The organism is Martinezella miluonensis, assembly GCF_900094545.1.
GTDB lineage: Bacteria > Pseudomonadota > Alphaproteobacteria > Rhizobiales > Rhizobiaceae > Rhizobium > Rhizobium miluonense.
Map to the genome: position 1 here is coordinate 96,656 of NZ_FMAH01000012.1, position 17,068 is coordinate 113,723.

General features: G+C 59.9%; 16 protein-coding genes. 1 reads left to right on the forward strand and 15 read right to left on the reverse strand.

The features are described 5' to 3' along the window. Window positions 1-125: 125 nt before the first annotated feature. The 4 genes from GA0061102_RS13005 to GA0061102_RS13020 form a co-directional block, all read right to left on the reverse strand. Window positions 126-998 carry an undecaprenyl-diphosphate phosphatase gene (locus tag GA0061102_RS13005; protein WP_092847805.1) on the reverse strand — a complete coding sequence of 291 codons (873 nt, stop codon included), beginning with the start codon at window positions 996-998 and terminating at the stop codon, window positions 126-128. A 352-nt stretch (window positions 999-1,350) separates the two neighbouring features. Further along, window positions 1,351-2,055, reverse strand: coding sequence for a transcriptional regulator NanR (locus GA0061102_RS13010; RefSeq protein WP_092847808.1), 705 nt, complete (start codon window positions 2,053-2,055; stop codon window positions 1,351-1,353). Between the two features lie 549 nt (window positions 2,056-2,604). Continuing rightward, a complete protein-coding gene (locus GA0061102_RS13015; protein WP_092847811.1) occupies window positions 2,605-2,982 on the reverse strand; it encodes a hypothetical protein in 378 nt (125 codons plus the stop codon). A gap of 268 nt (window positions 2,983-3,250) precedes the next feature. Then, the gene (locus GA0061102_RS13020; protein WP_092847948.1) at window positions 3,251-4,159 is read right to left on the reverse strand and encodes a DMT family transporter; all 909 of its coding nucleotides are present in this window, start codon (window positions 4,157-4,159) and stop codon (window positions 3,251-3,253) included. A 114-nt stretch (window positions 4,160-4,273) separates the two neighbouring features. Between GA0061102_RS13020 and GA0061102_RS13025 the strand changes: the two genes are divergently transcribed. Next, window positions 4,274-5,149 carry a LysR substrate-binding domain-containing protein gene (locus GA0061102_RS13025; protein ID WP_092847945.1) on the forward strand — a complete coding sequence of 292 codons (876 nt, stop codon included), beginning with the start codon at window positions 4,274-4,276 and terminating at the stop codon, window positions 5,147-5,149. A gap of 95 nt (window positions 5,150-5,244) precedes the next feature. On the opposite strand, the gene GA0061102_RS13030 is transcribed toward GA0061102_RS13025, so the two are convergent. The 11 genes from GA0061102_RS13030 to cydB form a co-directional block, all read right to left on the reverse strand. After that, entirely contained in the window at window positions 5,245-5,643 is a 399-nt protein-coding gene (locus tag GA0061102_RS13030) for a (R)-mandelonitrile lyase (RefSeq protein ID WP_092847814.1), read from the reverse strand. A gap of 384 nt (window positions 5,644-6,027) precedes the next feature. Then, window positions 6,028-7,659: an FGGY-family carbohydrate kinase gene (locus GA0061102_RS13035; RefSeq protein ID WP_092847817.1), complete on the reverse strand. Its 1,632-nt coding sequence runs from the start codon at window positions 7,657-7,659 to the stop codon at window positions 6,028-6,030. Then, entirely contained in the window at window positions 7,659-8,387 is a 729-nt protein-coding gene (locus GA0061102_RS13040; protein WP_092847951.1) for an SDR family oxidoreductase, read from the reverse strand. The genes GA0061102_RS13035 and GA0061102_RS13040 overlap by 1 nt, the downstream gene beginning before the upstream one ends. A gap of 25 nt (window positions 8,388-8,412) precedes the next feature. After that, a complete protein-coding gene (locus GA0061102_RS13045) occupies window positions 8,413-9,663 on the reverse strand; it encodes a sugar ABC transporter permease (protein ID WP_092847820.1) in 1,251 nt (416 codons plus the stop codon). Beyond that, window positions 9,660-10,481, reverse strand: a complete 822-nt coding sequence (locus GA0061102_RS13050; protein WP_092847823.1) for an ATP-binding cassette domain-containing protein — start codon at window positions 10,479-10,481, stop codon at window positions 9,660-9,662. Before GA0061102_RS13050 ends, GA0061102_RS13045 begins: the two co-directional genes overlap by 4 nt. A gap of 86 nt (window positions 10,482-10,567) precedes the next feature. Further along, window positions 10,568-11,653 carry an ABC transporter substrate-binding protein gene (locus tag GA0061102_RS13055; protein WP_092847826.1) on the reverse strand — a complete coding sequence of 362 codons (1,086 nt, stop codon included), beginning with the start codon at window positions 11,651-11,653 and terminating at the stop codon, window positions 10,568-10,570. Window positions 11,654-11,857: 204 nt separating this feature from the next. Continuing rightward, window positions 11,858-12,742, reverse strand: coding sequence for an AraC family transcriptional regulator (locus tag GA0061102_RS13060; RefSeq protein WP_092847829.1), 885 nt, complete (start codon window positions 12,740-12,742; stop codon window positions 11,858-11,860). Window positions 12,743-13,507: 765 nt separating this feature from the next. Further along, window positions 13,508-13,912 carry a DUF983 domain-containing protein gene (locus tag GA0061102_RS13070; RefSeq protein WP_092847839.1) on the reverse strand — a complete coding sequence of 135 codons (405 nt, stop codon included), beginning with the start codon at window positions 13,910-13,912 and terminating at the stop codon, window positions 13,508-13,510. Between the two features lie 206 nt (window positions 13,913-14,118). Next, window positions 14,119-15,510 (reverse strand): aminotransferase-like domain-containing protein, encoded by a 1,392-nt coding sequence (locus GA0061102_RS13075; RefSeq protein WP_092847848.1) that lies wholly within the window; start codon window positions 15,508-15,510, stop codon window positions 14,119-14,121. A gap of 259 nt (window positions 15,511-15,769) precedes the next feature. Further along, a complete protein-coding gene (gene cydX / locus GA0061102_RS13080; protein WP_004115294.1) occupies window positions 15,770-15,895 on the reverse strand; it encodes a cytochrome bd-I oxidase subunit CydX in 126 nt (41 codons plus the stop codon). Window positions 15,896-15,913: 18 nt separating this feature from the next. Beyond that, entirely contained in the window at window positions 15,914-17,068 is a 1,155-nt protein-coding gene (gene cydB / locus GA0061102_RS13085; RefSeq protein WP_092847853.1) for a cytochrome d ubiquinol oxidase subunit II, read from the reverse strand.

Sequence of the window (17,068 nt, forward strand, 5' to 3'; positions counted from 1 at the left end):
ACGCATTCCGGACGGAAAACCGCCGCGCACTTTTCCTGGAAATGCTCTAGGCAAAACGACAAGGAGGCGCCGACTTTTGGTCGACACCTCCATCTTTCTCTCTGAGCTCAGTTTGCGTCGGCCGGTCAGGCCCAGCCCATGGTCAGCACGCCGAAGATGATGACTACGCCCAACACGACGCGGTAGATCACGAAGGGCCAGGTGGAGAACCGTTCCAGGAAGCGCATCAGTCCCCAGATGGTTACAAAGGACGAGATGCTGCCGACGATCAGTCCGACGATCAGAATGGACCAGGCTTCCATTGGAATATGGGCCTTATAGAGCGTGAACAGTTCCTTCAGGCCGGCAAGCGCGATTGCGGGCAAGCCGAGCAGGAAGGAGAACCGGGCCGCTTCCTCGCGCTTCAGGCCAAGAAAGAGCGCGCCGGTCAACGTCGAGCCGGAGCGCGAAACGCCGGGTACGAGAGCGCCGACCTGGGTGATGCCGACAAACAGCGCATCGATCAGCGTCATCTGTTCGATGTTCTTTCTGTGGCGGCTATACAATTCCGCAACGGCCAGAAGCACGCCCATGACAACGCAGGCAATACCGATGACCCACAGACTGCGGAACGACGTGCCACAGGCATTCAGCGAAGATGCCAGCAGCAGGCCGGCGATGACGATCGGGATCGTCGCGATCACAATGGCGATCGCAAGCCGCATGGCGGGCGAGCCCCAATCTCTCCGCCTGATGGCGTCGAGCGACCCGAAGGTGACGTAGCGCACGTCGCTCCAGAAATAGGAGACGATCGCCGCCAGCGCGGCAAGCTGCATGGCTGCCGAAAACGCCGAGCCCGGATCCTGCCAGCCGAGCAAGGCCGGCACCAGGCGCATATGGGCAGTGGAAGAGACCGGCAGAAGCTCCGTCAAGCCCTGCACGACGCCTAGAATAGCAATTTTGGCATAGCCCAGGGCGACAAAGCCCGTGTCCACGCCTTGTGTACAAACATCAGCCACGTTTCGAAATCCTCAGTTCTCTTTGGGGGGCTTTGCACCTGAACGGTGCGATGAACTTTGCTGCGAAACCGTTTTCCGACACGTTACTGGCCATACCTATCAGAGGCTTTGCCAATCTCGCGCTCGGAATCGAGGGCGAAGATAATTGGGCAGGCTGAACTCTATCTGAAATTGCCAGCCTTGTTTTTAGGTTTCATGACATTCGACCATCACCTTCGCGCAAGGCCTTCCTGTGGCAGAGATGACGGATGGAGCGCGATAGAAGCCCGATACCCTGAGCAGCGAGGGAAATTGCGATGAAGATCGGGCCGCAGCAGGGCTGACATCAGAGGTATTTCTGCGAAAGTGCGCCTCATTTCGTATAGAACGCGCGCGACCTTTCGAGATGCTTCAGCATTTCCCGCTCCGCGCCGTCTGCATCGTTCTCGGCGAGGCGCTGGAGGATTTCCTCGTGTTCGATGAGGGTAAAATCCTCGTTGCCGGTCCAGATCAGCATATCCGTTTGGTAGGCCTTCAGCCAGATCAGCATGGCCTCGCTTAAGGCAACGAAGATCGGGTTTCCGGAAATCTGGGCAATGCGCGTGTGAAATTGCATGTCGGCAGAAATGAACTCTTCAGGATGGCCGAGCCAAGTCCGCTGCAGCTCGATAATCTCCCGAAGGTCGGCGATATCCTTTTCAGTCGCATGCGCCGCCGCCTCGCGCGTCATGCCGCGCTCAAAGAAGATGCGCGCGCTCTTCAGATGCTCCAGTGAAGCCGGTGACTGCGACAGCATGATCTTCGCCGTCAGATCGACCTGCCGGAAGATGGACTTCGCTGTGAGCTCAAGCACCTTGGCCCGCTCGCCATGAGAGATATTGACCAATCCCATATTGGCAAGCGTCTGCATGGCTTCACGGATGGCGGGCCGTCCCACGCCAAAGCGCTCCATAAGGGTGCGCTCCGACGGCATTTCATCGCCCGGCCTCAATTCGCCCGATGTGATCAGCCGTTCCAGCCGGTCGAACACTTCATCGGAAAGTTTTCGGCGTACAATTTGTTCGACTGGCTGCCCCATGGAATCCCTGCGCGCTCAAGGCTGTTTCTTGCCTATGCATTCTTGCTCACCGCCGCGGTAGTCCATACCGGACAACTCGCCCGCCACCGAGCGAAAAATCGCTCGGAGAGCAGGAAGCTCTCATCATGTCAGATCTCACCATCCGAAAATCATCCGCGGAAGGAGCAGCCTTGCCTACTCTATCGAAACCTCGGGCAGCATTGAGGCGAACTGCTGTCAAAGTTCGCCGTCGGATTGCGGATGAAGACTTGGATCTAGATCGGGACCATACCCGTAGCCTCTCGCTTTGCCTGGGGTACTAAGGCACGACGGCAGAACCGATCCACTTCTAAGCGCGTGCCGCGCCCGATCGAAGGGATGGGAAACAAGCAGGACTGATAGGGGCGAGCACTCGCGGACTTCCCGAGAGCATTTCCGCTTTTCTTCGAATCGCGAAAACGCTCTATCTTCTTGTTTTTTAGGCATTTCCAGGAAAACCGCAGCGCACTTTTCCTAGAAATGCTCTATAGGGCCGAAGCCGCGTTTAGGCGCCCATCACGCCGGCCAGGGTTAGGCTGGCACGGATCCGCGCGGCGCGCGCTTCTGGGCGTCACCCATGACCGAGAAGACCCGCTTGATGAATGCATCGCCGTCGAACTGCCGTGCGGCACCTTCGGTAGCATGGTCTGGACGATCGAAGATGAAAGCTTCGAGGTTGACGATCGGCAATTTCAGTCGGGTGCGCACCTCACCGATCATCGCCGTATGCGTCACCACCACCTGACAGCCATTCGGTTCGAACCATTCCTGAATGCCTGTCGCCGGTATGGTCGCCACCGTCAGACCTCGCTCCGACAGAACGGAACCTATGCGCGTCGCGGCCTGCTGATTGTCCAGGCAGATTAGTACATCGGTCTGCGAAAGGGACGGCGAATTGTCTGAATGCATCAAGCAGCCTCTTGTTTGAGATGAGGCGAATATACCGATTCGGACGTAACGCAGTGTTTGAAGTTGTTACATTTTGTTTCAGGACGATGATGGATCCACGACACATCCTTGCAGGGGGAATCCTCGAAAGATCCTTAGAATTGTCGTTTAATCTGTTGATATTTCTGGAAATTATTATCGAATCTCAAGCCCCTTCACATCGGGCCAGGCTATTCGGAACAGCGCTCCAGGCAAAGCTCGTCATTCGTCACGGTATGGCTATAGTCTTCTAGGCTGAGACGCGCGCACGGCGGCTTTGACGGAGGTCGACCGCTGTGTGCCAGACGATCGCGGCAAAGATGATCATACCGCCAATGAACGTCGCGGCTGGCGGTCTCTCGGAGAAAATGAGCCAGACCCAGAAGGGGGTCAGCACGATCTCCATAGAGCTGATGAGGGCCGCATCCGCTGCGGGCATTCGCCTCGATCCGAACAGGAACAGGACAAAGGCAAGCGCGAAATTCGTGGCGCCGAAGGCCGCCAGCAAGAACCAGTTATGGGCATCGAGCGCGGCCGTCGACGCGAAAGGAACGAAGATCACGAATGTGAGGAAGCCGCTGACGATGCTCGAAGGCAGGATCGGCACGCTGCGGTCCATCCGCGGGATGACGATGATGAGCGCAAAGGTGACCGTCATGCCGAGCGCCAGCAGATCGCCGACGCCGGTGCCGCCGCCGATCGACGAGGCGACAATGACGGCCACGCCGATCAGGCAGATGGCGCCGGCAATCAAGGTTCGCTTCGCCACACGCTCCTTCAGCATCGTCCAGCTGAGGAAAGCGGCGATGAAAGGCGCGGTCGCATAGATCATGGTCACGTTTGCGACCGTGGTCATGTAGAGCGCACCGATGAAGCAGGCCTGGCTGATGGCCTGGCAGGCGATCATCGCCAGACCGGCAGGGCGAAAGACCGAGCTCCACTGGCGCCACGAGAACCCACCTTCGAGGAACAAGCTCGGGATAAACAGGAACACGCCGCCGAACAGCGATCGCCAGGCAATCGCCGTCCATATGTCGGTGGTCAGAAGCCGCGCATAGATGCCGCTGCAGCTCCAGGCGAGCGTTGCGATCGCCACAAGAATGACACCCCTCTCGTAATCGCTGGTTAGAGCGGAGCGGGCCGGAAGCTGGAAGGTCATTTGAGAGGACTCAAGGATAAAATAGGAATCGAATGCCATCTGTGTGCGCTGATATTTGACATCAGGCAAACGAATAGTAGAGATAGTAGCCATCAGAAATATTTGTGGTCGTTCATGCGCGAACCCATCGAAAGCGATCTGCTTCGAACCTTCCTCGTCATCAGCGAGACGTTGAATTTTTCCGTTGCCGCGCAGCGCATCGGACGCACGCAATCCGCCGTGAGCGCTCAGATCCGGCGCCTTGAGGAAACGATCGGCGAAACACTGTTCGAGAGAAATGCGCGGGGCGCCGCGCTGACCCGGGCGGGAAATCAGCTGCTTCCCTATGCGCAGCGGGTTATCGAACTCCTGAACGAAGCAGCCGCGACAATCCGCACCAAACCGCTCGACGGACCGGTACGGATCGGAATTCCCGAGGAATACAGCCAGACCATACTCCCGGCGGCCCTTGCCGCCTTCGCCGTCCGGCATCCGGCTGTCGAGGTGACCGTTTCCTGCGACTATACCGCCCGCAATCTTGCAGCCCTTGAGAGGGACGAACTCGACCTTGCCGTTGTCTTCGACTGGAGCAACCAGACGACAGGCGAAATTCTCTGCATCGACCCCACGGTCTGGGTCACCTCGTTGGTTCATCGCCTGCACGAGGCGACACCGCTGCCCATCGCAGTTTACCGGAACTCGACCTGGTGCCGTGATTTTGCCCTGCGTTCGCTGGAGCAGGCGGGATTGCGCTATCGCATCGCCTTCATCGCCGACACCGGATCGGGCCTGAAGAGCGCCGTTCTCGCCGGCCTTGCCGTTTCGACGCTGTCGCGCAGCAACATCCCCCATGGCTGCAGAGAGCTGACGCTCGAGGATGGCTTTCCTCCGGTCGATTCTTCCCGCGTCGTGCTTCGCCGTAACCCTTATCACTCGAGCGCGGCGATCCGAGAGCTTGCGGACATGGTCAGGGAAGCGTTTCGGCCCATGTCGAGCCTGCTGCAGCCTTAAGGCTTCAGGGCGCCGGCACCGCAGCGGAAACCGCCTGCCGCCAGCTATTCTTGCCGCGGCAGACGCCAATCACACCTTCACCTTGATGGAAGGCGTCACTTTCCTTGATATTGATCGTCGGTGACATGCTCCATCCAATCCACCACCTTGCCGTCGAGGTGTTCGTGGATGGCGATATGGGTCATGGCAGTCGTCGGCGAAGCGCCGTGCCAGTGCCTTTCGCCGGGCTCGAACCAGACGATATCTCCCGGACGGATTTCCTCGACCGGACCGCCCTCACGCTGGACGCGCCCAAGGCCTGCGGTGACGATCAGCGTCTGGCCGCGCGGATGGGTATGCCATGCGGTGCGGGCGCCGGGTTCGAAAGTCACGCTGCCGGCCGCGGCGCGGCGTGCTTCGTTGACGGCAAACAGCGGGTCGATGCGCACCGTGCCGGTGAACCAGTCCGACGGGCCTTTTCCTGAGGGCTGCATACCGTTCCTGTTGATATCCATGATGGCGTCCTTCCTTGTCATGAGCCGCAGTGGCGCGACCGTATCGCGCTAATTTAACGCCTGTTCCACAGAACAATAGGGGGGCGTCGATGCATAGACTTATGAGCAATATCTATCAGTGTTTCTCCCGGACTATCACCGGCCAGAGCGCCGAGATCCGGACTTCAGACCCGCGTGCTTAGGGATTATCCCGACATCGATGTCGAGATAATCAACAATTGCGGCCTGCTCGATATCGTCGGGGAGAGCTTCGATGCCGGCGTGCGCCTCGGCCAGACGATCGAGGATGGCATGATTGCCGTCCGCATCGCTCCCGTCGCTGCCGCCTTATTCGCGTGCTGGAAGCCCTGCGCCACCGCGGCTGATGCGGCTTCGCAGCAGGACTTAAGATGTCATCAACGCGCGGATGCTGCGATCTGCCGACTGAAGCAGTTCGAAGGCTTCGTAGCGCCGCTCATGCAGTGCCTTGACGGCACCGTCCGCCGGCTCAAACCGTTTCGCCAGCCTCGACATGGCAGCCATGGCTTCGACAAGAGAGCCGCAATGTCCACCTGCCGTAGCGCCGAGCATGGCGGCACCGAGAAGAACGGGTTCTTCGGTATCGGCAACGGCGACCTGACGACCGGTCGTGTCTGCCAGTAGTTGACGTACGAGACCACTCTGGGCAGCGCCGCCGCTCGCTATGATGAGATCGCAGCCAATGCCATCCTGTGCCAGCTTTTCGAGCAATTGCCGGAGGCCGTAGCCAATGCCGCAGAGGCCGGCGACATAAAGAGCAATCAGATCATCGACACCGGTTTCCAGCCCAAGCCCGGAGATAACGGCGCGAGCATCCGGATCGGCATAGGGCGAGCGGTTGCCGAGGAACTCGGGAACGACCTGGATGGATTGTGCAAGCCTCACGGCGTCGGAAGCGTTCGTAACTGCCTTCATGGCCCGGCGGTCGAGCCAGGAAACCAGCGACAGTCCGTCTGTTTCAGCCTTGGCATGCGCCTCGGCGGCGGCCGGATGCATCGTGACGAGATGATCGATCGCCGCCCCTGCCGCAGATTGACCGCCTTCGGTCAGCCAGAGGCCGGGCACCATGGCCGAGTAATAGGGACCCCATACCCCGTCAACGAACACGGCCCCTTCGCTCGACGCCATCGAGCAGGCCGATGTGCCGAAGATATAGGCGAGCCTGCTCCTGACATCTGCTTTGCCATCCGGCCCCTGCCCTCCCAGGGTCCCGACGCCACCGGCATGGGCATCGATCAGCGATGCGCCAACCGGCGTGCCGACAGCAAGGCCGAGATCACGCGCGGCGGCCTCGTTCAGGCCGTCACCCAATGCAGTACCCGGCTCGACGATCTCGGTGCCTATCCGTGCAAAGCCTTCGTCGGCAAGTTCGCCGAGGCCAATATCCTTGAAATACTGCGCGTCCCAGCGCTTCTCATGGGCCAGATAGGTCCATTTGCACGTCACCGTGCACACCGATCTCTGCAGCGAACCCGTCGCGCGCCAGGTCAAATAATCAGCCAAATCGAAGAAATGATCCGTTGCAGCGAAGGACTGCGGCAGATTTCGCTTCAGCCACAACAGCTTCGGCGTCTCCATCTCGGGCGAGATGCGGCCGCCGACATAGCGCAGCACCGCGTGGTTTCCTGCATTGATCTCCGCCGCCTCGCCGGCGGCGCGATGATCCATCCAGACGATGATGTTGCGATCGGCGTCCCCCGACGGCCCCACAGCCACGGGGCTGCCATCTGCGTTGACGGCGACCAGCGAGCAGGTTGCATCGAAGCCGATGCCGACGACGTTATCGACCGCTATCTCAGCCGTTGCGACAGCTTCTTTGACACTGTCGCACACAGCCCTCCATATCTGTTCGCTGGATTGCTCGACGATGCTGCCGGTCTCGTGCCAGATGGTGATCGGTCGCTTGGCTGCGGCCAGCAGATGGCCATGCGCATCGAAAACGCCGGCCCGAGCGCTGCCGGTGCCGACATCGATGCCGATGAAATAAGGTGCCGTCATCAGAGATCCGTACTCAAAGGCAGGATCACCAGATCCCGGATTACGATGTTACGCGGCCTCGATAGCATGAAGACGACCGCCTCCGCCACTTCCGTTGCCTCCATGAGACCGCCGGCGGCAATCGCCTCGTCCAGCTTTACCTGCGGCCAATCGCTGATCAATGCCGTCACCACCGGACCCGGCGCGACGGCACCAACGCGGATGCCATGCTTGGCGACCTGACGTCGTACCGTATGCGTAAACGCCTGAACGGCATGCTTGGAGGCGGTGTAGATCGGCTCCCAGACCACAGGCACCAGACCGGCGATCGAGCTGGTCATGATGATATCGCCCGTCCTGCGCTCGATCATGTGCGGCAGCACCATCCGGACCGAACGGAAAGCGGCGTTAATATTGAGATCGAGCATCCTGTCCCAGGCATCTGGGTCGCCTTCCGCGACCTCGCCGCCGATGTAGGCGCCCGCATTGGCATGGAAGATATCGAGCTTGCCGAACTTATCGAGAATCTGCGGCATCATGGTCGCCACACTCTCGGGCTTCAGAAGATCCACGACGACCGGATGAGCATTCTGACCCAGTTCGGCGCAAAGGCTTTTCAAGCTGTCTTCGGCCCGGTCGACGAGGGCGACGCTGGCGCCCTCATTCAATAGTGCTTTGGCGCATTCCAGACCAATTCCAGACGCGGCCCCGGTGATGGCGGCGACCTTGCCGGCGAAATCCTGTCTCATAACAATCCTTACCTTCTTGAAGAAATCAGCCGCGCCCATGCGAGGCGCGGGAACGGCGGGCCAGCGAGTCGACGATGACGGCAATGGCAAGAACTGCGCCGGTGATCATGTAGCGAAGCGCCGACGACAAATCGAGCATGGTCAGACCGCTGGCGATCGATTGAATGACGATGATGCCGAGTAGAGCGGAATAGGCGCTGCCGCGACCGCCAAAGAGGCTGGTGCCGCCGATAACGGCCGCCGCGATCGCATTCAGATTGACGTCGCCGGTGCCCGCCTGCTGGCTGGCCGAAGCCAGGCGCGCTGCCGCCAGCACGCCACCAAGGGCTGCGAACATGGCGCAGAGAACGAAGGCGCTGGTATAGATCCGCCGCACATTGATGCCGGCGCGGCGCGCTGCCTCGCGATTGCCGCCAACGGCGGACATCGACCGGCCCCATTGCGTACGTGTCAGCGCATAATTCATGACGATCGCCAGCACTACGAACAGGGCAAACATCCAGGGAATGCCGCGGTCCTGATTGAGATAGAAGGCCACGAACTCCAAAGCGACCGTGATGACGGCTGCCTTCGCCAACAGGCCAGCGACGGAAGGCGCCGACAGGTTCGCCTGTTTGCGCCGCCGCACAGTGCCTAAGCCGGTAACCAGCATGATCACACCCGGAATGAGCGCGAAGACATAGGCAAGCGGACGGGGAATGACCAGGAGCTGGCCGAAATTCACGATCGCCGAGCCATAGGGCAGATTGATGGAACCCGTCGCACCGAGCAAATAAAGCTGCATGCCGAGCACGGCGAGAAGACCCGCCAATGTCGCAACAAAGCTCGGCATGCCCAGCCGGTTGAACAATACGGCGTAGATGGCGCCGATCACGCCGCCGACGACGAGCGCCGCCAGGATCGCCAAGACGACCGGCCAGCCCTCATTCACCCAAAGCATGCCGACCGTGGCCGAGGCGAAGCCGCTGATCGAACCGACGGAAAGATCGATTTCGCCGACCATCAGTACGCAGACGATGCCGAGCGAGATGATGCCGACGGTTGAGGCGTCGAACAGCAGATTGGCGAGATTGTTGCTGGAGAGGAACGTCGGGTTGAGTGTGCCGAACACCGTCCAGATGATGACGAGGCCGACGACGACGGGCAGCGAGCCGAGATCGCCGGAGCGCACCTTGTCGATGGAGGAGCGGATCGTTGCCACAAGCCCGGTGTCATGGTTGACCCGGACGTCGCTGCGATCGAGCAGCAGGGTCGATTGCTTGCTATCCTGGCTCATGGCTGGCCCCCTTCTTTCTGTTCCTGTTGGGCCTGGCGCCGCACGGCGCGTCGCGACACGGAGTTTTCCGTGGCACCGGTGATGGCGCTGACAAGCTCTTGATTTGAAGTGTCGGGATAGAAAATCCCGTTGTTGCGGCCGAGGCGCAGAACGACGATGCGGTCGGCGACAGCGCGCACGTCCTCCATATTGTGGCTGATCATGATCACGCCGAGCCCCTTGTCGCGGACGCGCTCGATGAGGTTCAACACCTCGGCGGTCTGTGCCACGCCAAGCGCTGCGGTCGGCTCGTCAAGCATGATGAGCTTCGGCTCCAGCAGCAGCGAGCGGGCGATTGCCACCGTTTGCCGCTGGCCGCCCGAAAGCGATGCGATCGGGATGCGAACGCTCGGGATCCGCGCCGCCAGCTCATTGAGCAAAGTCCAGGCGCGAACCTCCATTGCTGTTTCATCGAGCTTCATCGGGCTCAGCTCCCGGCCGAGGAAGATGTTGGCGACGACATCGAGATTTTCGCAAAGCGCCAGATCCTGGAAGACCGTGGCAATGCCGAGATCGAGCGCTGTTGCGGGATCGCTAAGCGTGACCGGTTTGCCGCGGAACGTGATCGTGCCCGCACTCGGCTGGTGGACGCCGGCCAGAACCTTGACGAGTGTCGATTTGCCCGCGCCGTTGTCGCCAACCAGCGCCACGACTTCGCCGGCATACACGTCGAGGTTGATGTCCGTCAGTGCCGAGACGGCGCCGAAGTGCTTGGAGACCCCTTTGAGGCTGAGCACAAGCTCGCCTGAGGGGGTTCTATGATCGGAAGCGTCACTCATGACTCGCCACCTTCTCGGGTTGAAATGCTATCGATTGCGTTCGTCTCCGGCCGCCGAAGCGACCGGAGACTGGGAGGAAGCAGCTCTCAGCTGCCGATACCGAGCTTCTTGCAGCCATCGGTATAACGGTCGATGCAGAGCTGGTTCGGCGTCTGGATCGGCTTGCCGTTGACCGCCTTGTCGATGATCTTGGCCTTGAGGTTTTCGGACGTGACCAATGCCGGCGTGAAAAGCTTGGTCGGCGTATCGAAGAGCTTGGTGTCCGCCTTCGGTGCAGAGCCGGAGAGCAATTCGATCGCGACATTGGCGGCAGCGGCGGCCACGATCTCGCTCGGCTTGGAGATGGTATTATACTGGTCGCCGGAAATGATGAGCTGCAAGCCGGCGATGGTCGCGTCATTGCCGGTCACCGGCGGGACCGGATCGAAGCCGGCAGCCTTGAAGGCAGCGACGGCTGCGCCGCCCGTGCCATCATTGGCGGCAACGACGCCGAGGATCTTCTTGCCGAAGCGGGTGATCTGGCCGCTTGCCCATTGCTGCGCCTTCGGCGGTGCCCATTCCGGCGTATCGAATTCCGCCAAGACCGGATAGCCGCCTTCGGCAAGACCGGTATGGATACCCTTCTTGATCAGGCCGGCAGCGGCATCGGTCGGCGAACCGTTGATCTCGAGCAGACCGCCATCGCCTGCTTTCACGCCCTTCGCCTTCAGGTGATCGACCAGCGACTTGGCGATCATCTTGCCGATCTCCTCATTGTTGAAGGAGACATAGTAATCGGCAGCAGCCGACGGGATCGGACGGTCGTAGGCGATAACGCGCACGCCTTGGCTCTGCGCCAGCTTCACCAGCGAAGCAGCCGCCGTCGAGTCCACCGGGTCGAGCACGATGGCCTTCGCACCCTGCGAGATTGCCGAATTAAACTGCTGCTGCTGACGCGAGGCATCGCCATTGGCGTTCTGATAGATGACTTTGCAGCCGGCGCAGAGCTTCTTCATCTCCGCCTGGAAACCGGGGAAGTCGTGCTCTTCATAGCGTGTGGAGCTCTGGTCGGGCATCAGGAAGGCGACGGTCGCGTCCGTCACCTTGGCGGACTGGGCGAATGCGGACGAACCGGCGAGAAGGCCGGCCGCAAGCGCGGCTGCGCCGGCGATTTTGAGTGCGACATGAGTCATTGGAAATTCTCCGTTCCAAATGGTAATGGTTTCCCTCGATCATCGCGGCTGTCCGCACGCGATGCTCTTGTTTGATGCGTCGCCAAGAACGGTCGTCAGACCGACGCGGCGGTAAGTTTCGGGCAAGCCTTCTCCTTCGAGCGGCAAAGATGCCGGCCCGTTCGCTTGCCCTGAATTATGGTTTCCTCCCTGTCCTCCCTTTTGTTAGGCGGCCTCCACCGCGCGTGCATGCTGTGCCAATAGGGATCTGAACCGGGAGGGCGCCATGCCCTTCTGATCCAGAAAACGCCGATTGAAGTTTGAGATGTTGTTGAAGCCTGCCGCAAAACAGATGTCGGTAATCGTCATCTCAGCCTTGCTCATCAACAGATGGCAGGCGAAGTTAATGCGCAGCCGATTGACATATTGCACCAGCGCCATGCCCGTATGGCGGCGGAAACTGCGTGAAAAGGCGCTCGGGCTCTGGCCGGTCAACTCGGCAAGATCGCCTTCGCTGAAGGGCTCGGTCAGATACGTGTTGATGTAAGCCAGCGCTTGATTGACGCCTGCGGACATAAAGCCAGATGGATCGGGCTGATAACCGGCGCTGGCAAGCGTCCGTGTCCCCTGGGCACTGCTCATCGCACCGAGAACATTCATGAAAAGTTCGATGCGGCGAATACCTGTCGCCTCGACAAGTTCGCCCAGGATGGGACCAACGATGGCGGCAGTTTCGGGGGTGAAGAGCGCGCCACGGCGGCTCGTTTCCAGCATGGCGGCGCAGGCCGCTAGCTCGGGAAAGACCCGGCTCGCCTCTGCCAGGAAGGATTCGGAGAATTGCAGAACCCGGCAACGCAAGGGAAGCGTCACGCCGGCCGGAACATCGCTAACCCAGTTATGCGGCAGGTTGGGGCCTGTCAGAACCAGATTGCCCGGCTCGAATTCGCCAATGAAGTCGCCGATGAAATATTGCCCGGTGGTCGCAACGACGTGATGGATTTCATATTCGGGGTGAAAATGCCAGCGAACCGTGCGGTAGGGATAACCGTGTTCCCACGCCTTGAAGGATTCTCCGCTGCCGATCGCGACCACTTCCAAATCGGGATTCATCAGCCAACCTCCTTTCGTCCGTCCGCACGCTACTAGGACTGCGGCGCCTCCTCCCAGAGGCCATAACGTCTTCTATGAGGTCAAATCTACGCCTTGCAGCAACCTGCCGCTACTACGCCTTGTACGCTCAACCGATACTTTTTGACATGAGGGGCGGCATATTTGGTCGAATGTGCAGTGCGGGATGGGCACTGCGATGCCGAAGCATTGATATCCGGCGCAGAGCGCAGAGAGTTCTGCCTAAAGCTGACAAGGACCTGCAGCCGGCGTGCCGCTGGTCAGCCACCAATATCGGAAAGTTGCAGTTACACACAGTGGAGAAGAACGGCAGCCATAGTGGACTAGGCGGTCGAGGTCGGCCGATTCGCCTCTGAGTGTGGGACGCGCTTCAATTTCCGCTTTAATCTGAGGCGTCAAGGGTGTGTTCGGCGGACGCTTACGGTTCGCTGGTTTCGTTATTTCTTCTTCCCTTGATCGTGATGCCACTTGATGGCGAAGAACATGCCCGTGCCTAACACGAGAACCTTGAACAGAATGAAGACTATAGGGAACCAATCCAGCATTTTGAATATTTCCAGGCTATTACTTGACACTATCTATCGTGAGGAGCACCACCTCAAAACTGCTGCTTCAGCAGCTTCATGTTTTGTTCAAACCATCGTCGAATCTAACTTCGATCATAAAATTCCCATCCACACGGCATAAGTGGTGCTATCATCCATCTCGCCGCAGCCGTCATCAATTCAAGATGAATCCCCACAGACATTAGTTTGCTGAGTGCAGCGTCTCGGTTTCCGGCAGGCGGGCGAGCTTGCCTTCCTCGGCCTTGTAGAAATATTGGCTCGCAACCAACCAACCTTTGAGCGGCCGCAACGGTGGAATGCAGGTCGCCAGCATGAACGGTCCCGTCACCAGGAAATGAACCCAGACCGGAACGGAGAAGGCCACTTCCAGCCAGACACCGAGAAGAACACTCGGAATACAGGCAAAGCAGATGACGAAAAATGCGGGTCCGTCGGCCGGATCGGCGAAGGAATAATCCAGCCCGCACGCCTCACATTGTTTGCGCAGGGTCAGAAATCCGTCGAACATGCGCCCCTGGCCGCAGCGCGGGCAACGGCAGCGAAGACCAGTCTGCAACGGGCTTAACGGAGGATAGTCGGTATCCATGGCGATCTCGCTTTCAAATGAAGGCCATCGGCATGATGCATTCAATGGCCATATTGTTTGCATTCAATATAGCTACATTGAAGGCAGTATGCGAGTCCATTCGTCAGAATGACGCAGCCGGAAGTAACGACAGGGCGGCAAAGGCCTATTCAAGTCGTTTCCAGTCATGATGCATTCAATCCAGGCGCCGCGACGAAGCGATCGATCTAGAAAAAGGAAGCGGCCATTTCCGGAGGCCCTTCGAGTGCGTGGCCCATGAAGTCCAGCGCACCCTTCAGCCTATCGCGGCCAACGGGGCCGCCGAGGCAAACGCGGACGGCCTCCGGCGCTGGTCCTTCGACGGTAAAGGCATCGCTTGCCACCACGCCGAGGCCGGCGTTGCGCATGTGGCTGGTGAAGGTGGACCGCGTCCAGCCGTTGGTCAGTGGCAGCCAGATGTTGAAACTGATCGGATCGGCCCGATAGCTGCCGGAAGGCAATATGCTTGCCACCATCTCTTGACGCGCAGCGGCCTCCATTCGCACGAAGCGCAGGATGCCGTCTGCCGTGCCGTCCTCGATCCAGCGGGTTGCCAAGGCCATGTTAAGGGGCGATGCCATGACATTGCCGGTCCGCATGGCGCTGACAAAAGGCCACGCGTTCTTGGTATCGGGCACGACGACATAGGCAAGGCGAAGCCCCGCCCCGATGCATTTTGCCAGTCCGCCAATATGCCAGGTGATATCCGGCGCAATCGCGGCAATCGGCGGCGGCCCCCGTAACGGAATGAAGCCATAGGCATCATCCTCCACGATAGGCACCTGATACCGCCGGGCAACGGCGACGATCTCCCGTCTGCGTCCCTCTGGAACAGTAAGGGTCAGCGGATTTTGCAGCGTCGGATTGAGGTAGAGTGCCTTCGGTCGCATTCTCTCGCAGGCTTCGCCAAAAGCGTCGGGCAGAACACCCTGCTCATCCATTGGCAGACCGGCAAGGTTGAGCCGGAGCTGGGCGGCGATCGAGCGTATTCCGGCATAGGTAATATTTTCCGACAACACGACGTCGCCCGGCCTGGCAAGCAAGCCGACGATTGCGAGCAACGTAGGATGAGCCCCGGGCGTGATGAAAATGCGCTCCAGCGGCGGCGTCAAGCTGCGTCGACCAAGCCACACGGCAGCGGCTTCCTTGTCCATGCCCAAGCCTCCAAAATCCTGGTAGCGCAGCAACGACACGAGATTGGCAGCCACGGCCGACATGCCCTCGCGCATACGGGCGATGACGTCCGGATCCGTCACATCGGGCGGCAAGTTCATCGAGAAGTCGACTGCGGATGCTCGGCGCGGATCGGAAACGAAACCTCTCCGCTCCGCACCAGCGCCACCGATTACGAAAGTGCCGCGACCGACATGCGAGTCCACCAGTCCGCGCTTCTGCGCCTCGACATAGCCCCGCGCCACCGTGGTGAAATCGACGTTGAGGCGTTTGGCGAGCTCGCGCTGCGGCGGCAACCTATCGCCGGCAGCCAGGACGCCGCTGCGTAAATCCATCTCGATCAGGTCGGCGATGGCGATATAGCGAGGATTTGCGGAACGGCTGAGATCGGGGTGCCAGTTCTTCATTTCAATGCTCCGGAATCGGGATCTGACGGGAATGAACCTATCCGACATTGATGGTATATTGTTGCACGCCACTCAAGTCATGTGAAAATGCCATCCGCAGCTTTGTTACAGCATGGACGCTCCCCCCGGGAGAGGCCAAAGAGGCAAGAATTGAATGCACTCAATCCGGAATAGATTGTGCTGATATGAATCCTTGAACAAGTGGACACGCCGGCGAAAATCGGCGTGTCGTATTCTCAAGCAAGGCTGGCAGCCGAGATCATTTCCCCTGCTTGCGGGCAGCCTTCTCTTTGGCTTGATCGTCGACGAGCTCGTACCACATGGCATTGAGGACGGCGAAGGCTGCAGCCAGCGGGAAACCGAGGAGCCAAGCGAAGTACCACATGCGAAATCTCCTTGAAGGTTAGTAGGCGTGGCCGCCCTTGTCGTTGACCATCTCCGCATCGACCTTGCCCCACAGCACCCGATAGACCCAGGCGGTGTAGGCGATCACGAGCGGTAGGAAGATGATGGTGACGACAAGCATGATGAATAATGTCATGTGACTGGACGACGCGTCCCACACCGTCAGGCTGGACCTCGGGTCCAATGACGAGGGCAGGATGAAGGGGAACATCGACAATCCCACCGTCGAGATGATGCCGAAGATGGCGAGCTTGCTGAAGAGCAGCACGGTAACCTCGCGCCGGCCCAGCATCGCAAGCAGGGCCGTGGCCGCGCCGACAAAGCCGAAAACCGGTGCAATCACCATCCAGGGATGCGCGCCGTAATTGGCGAGCCAGGCCCCGTGGCTGTGCTCGGCCGTCTTCAAGAGCGGATTGGAAGGTCCGGCCGCGTCGATGGCGCTGGAAATCCGATAGCCGTCGATCCCCATCCAAAGGAAGAGACCGCCCAGGGCAAAGAGCACGATCACCGCCAGGGCGGCAAGGCCGCCATAGCGACGGGCACGCTCCGCAACGATCCCTTCGGCCTTGACCTGGAGCCAGGCCGCGCCGTGCATGACCAACATGGCAACCGACAGAAGACCGCAGAGCAACGCATAGGGGTTCAGCAGCGCGAAGAAGGACCCTTCGTAGTAGATGCGCATGTCGTCGTCGAAGCGGAAAGGCACGCCCTGAAGCACATTGCCGACCGCCACGCCGAAGATCAGCGAAGGAACGAAGCCGCCGATGAACAGCGCCCAGTCCCAGCCAGCCTTCCATGCGGCACTATCGCGCTTCGAGCGATACTTGAACGCCACCGGCCGCAAGATCAGTGCGAAAAGGATGGCAAACATCGCGAGATAGAAGCCGGAGAAGGAGACCGCATAGAGCGGCGGCCACGCGGCGAAGATGGCGCCGCCGCCGAGGATCAGCCAGACCTGATTGCCTTCCCAGGTCGGGCCGATCGAGTTGATGGCGATGCGGCGCTCCGTATCCGTCTTGGCGACAAAGGGAAGAAGCGTACCGACGCCCAGGTCGAAACCGTCGGTAACGGCAAAGCCGATTAGCAGCACGCCGAGCAGCAGCCACCAGATGATGCGCAAGGTCTCGTAGTCGATCAATTCATGCAGGATCAT